Source organism: Thauera phenylacetica B4P, assembly GCF_000310225.1.
Lineage (GTDB): Bacteria > Pseudomonadota > Gammaproteobacteria > Burkholderiales > Rhodocyclaceae > Thauera > Thauera phenylacetica.
In genome coordinates this window covers 1-2,615 of sequence record NZ_AMXF01000367.1, presented here as the reverse complement: position 1 = coordinate 2,615, position 2,615 = coordinate 1, and the positions used below count along the sequence as shown (strand labels likewise).

The window sequence follows — 2,615 nt, the reverse complement described above, 5'->3', positions numbered from 1 at the left end:
GCTGCGCGGGCGCGCTCGGCCACCGGCGCGCCCGCCTGCCAGCCGTGTGCGCGCAGGTAGTTGGCGACGCTGCCGATCGCGTCGATCGGGTCGGACTCGAAGTCGATGGCGCCGCTGTTGTCGAAGTCGAGCGCGTAGGCGCGCATGCTGCTGGGCAGGAACTGCGGGTAGCCGAGGGCGCCAGCGAAGGAGCCGTAGTAGCTCGCCGGGTCGCGCCCCTGTTCGCGTGCGAGCAGGAACAGGGCCTCGAGCTCGCCTCGGAAGAGCTCGGCGCGCGGCGGGTAGTCGAAGGCGAGCGTGGCGAGCGTGGATAGGGTCTCGAAGTTGCCGGTGTTGCGCCCGTAGATGGTCTCCACCCCGATGATGGCGACGATGACCTCGGCGGGGACGCCGGTGTCGCGCTCGGCGCGCGCCAGGGTGTCGGCGTGCTCGCGCCAGAAGCGCATGCCGCCGTCGATGCGGGTGCGGTCGAGGAAGCGCGCGCGGTAGGAGCGCCACGAGCGCACGCCCTTGCGCGCGGGCGGGGTGATCAGGCGGATGACCTCGGGATCGTGGCGGGCACCGGCGAGCGCGCGCTCGACCTCGGCGGCGTCGAGCGCGTGGCGACCGGCGATCTCGGCGGCGAAGGCGCGCGCATCCTCGCGTTCGGCATACGAGGCCTGCACCGCCGCGGGCGTGCCCAGCAGGATCGCGACGGCGACGACGAGGGCGCCGAGCGGGCGGCGGCGTGCCGTTGGCTGGACAGGGGCGGGGGCGCGTTCGGGGAGGAGGGAGGTCGGGGTCATTTCAGTCGCAGTGAGGCGATGCGGTTTTGCAGGATCCGGAGTCCGCGCTCCGGGGCGTGCGGCCCAAAGCGCAGGCGAGCGTAGAGCGTGCAGATCTCGCGTAGTTCCGCGGCATGCTCCGGGAAGCGCGCGGCCAGCGCCTCGGCATAGTCGCGCGGCCCCTGCCAGGGCGAGCGCGGCAGGCCGCGCTCGCCCATCCTCGTGCAGAAGCGCTCCCAAGTCTCGGCGAGCGCGTCGCGCGTGCGCGAGCGGCGCAGGCTCCAGGCGTAAAGGGTCGCGAACAGCAGCACGGCCGCACCGGCGAGCACGCCGAGGGTCTGCGCCAGCCTGCCCGCGCCGAGCCCGAGGCGGGCGAGGAGTTCGCGCTGGCGCTCGGGATTGTAGCCAAGGACCTGCTGGTTCCACAGATTGGCGACGGCCTCCCAGCGGTGGCGCAGGTCGCGCAGCCAGGCCATGTCGGCGCGCAGCATCCACGGGAGCTCGCCGGCACCGGCGAGCGCCGCGGCGAGCCCGCCGTCGATGCGCTCGGGCGCGGCGAGCGCGGTCGGATCCACCCGCAGCCAGCCGCGTCCCTGCAGCCAGATTTCGGCCCACGCGTGCGCGTCGGACTGACGCACCACGAGGTGGCCGTCGATCGGGTTGAGCTCGCCGCCCTGGTAGCCGGTCACGATCCGCGTCGGCACGCCGGCGGCGCGCATCAGCACGGCGAAGGCGGAGGCGAAGTGCTCGCAGAAGCCGCGCCGGGTATCGAACAGGAACTCGTCCGCGGAATGGCGGCCGAGCAGGGGTGGTCGCAGGGTGTAGCCCAGGCGCAGGGCGCGCAGCCGGCCGAGCACGCGCTCGAGGATCTCGGCGTGGTCGCGCGCCCCGGCGGCGAGTTCGGCGGCGAGCCGGCGGCTGCGCGGGTTGCTGTCGGCGGGCAGGGCGGTGGCTGCGGCGAGGACCGCAGGCGCTTCCTCCACCCCCACCGGTGTCTGCGGATACGCGCCGAGCGCGAAGCGTGCGCGTGCCCGCAGGGGTTCGGCAGCGAGCGCGCGCAGGTCGCTGGTGTAGCGGATGTGCGGCTGCGCCGCGCCCGGGTGTTCGAGGGCGAGCAGCCAGCGGCGCTGGTGAGGCTCGAGAGTGAGCAGGTAGTCGATGCGCTCGCCCTGTGGCACGTAGGCGGGCGAGGCGGATTCGGTTGCCGGGTCGGCGTGCCACTCGCGGCCGTCGAAGCGGCCGAGCACCGGGCCGCGCCAGTAGCGCTGTGCGGGTGGAGGTGGCGGGCCGGAGAAGGCCGCGCGCAGGGCGATCTCCTCGGACTGGCCGAGGGCGCTGATCGAGCCCGGCCGCATCGTCTCCGACAGCCCGGTGCGCGCCGAGAACGCGTCCGCAGGCAGGCCCCACAGCGGCCCCTGGATGCGCGGGAAGAGCACGAACAGCACGAGCATGAAGGGCAGGCCCTGGGCGAGCAGGGTGGCGGCGGTGCGCAGGCGCTCGCGTTCGCTGCCGTCGGGGTCGGCGAGCGCCACCAGCGCGCCGAGCGCGAGCAGGGTGCCCGTGAGCACCAGCGCGGCCACCGGCAGGGACTGGTCCTCGAAGAAGAGCGCGAGCTGCAGGAACAGGCACAGCAGCACCCCGGCGCGGATGTCGCGCGCCGCGCGCGTCTCCAGCAGCTTGAGTCCGAGCAGCAGCACCAGCACCGCCACCCCCGGCTCGCGGCCGAAGAAGTGCCCGAACTCCAGCCGCACCCCCGCGGCGACGGCGAGTGCGAGCGCGAACAGCAGCGCGCCCGGCGGCGGCCGGCTGCCGCGCCACAGCAGCAGCGCGCGCCAGGCGAGCAGGCCGAGG

Annotated in this window: 2 protein-coding genes; both read right to left on the bottom strand. The window is 74.6% G+C overall.

What is annotated here, in order from left to right:
- On the bottom strand, positions 1-785 hold a 785-nt coding region (locus C667_RS22020), incomplete at its 3' end, for a lytic murein transglycosylase (RefSeq protein WP_004385292.1).
- Positions 782-2,615 (bottom strand): transglutaminase TgpA family protein (locus tag C667_RS22015; RefSeq protein ID WP_004385289.1); only part of this gene is annotated, 1,834 nt, incomplete at its 5' end. The genes C667_RS22015 and C667_RS22020, both read right to left, overlap by 4 nt.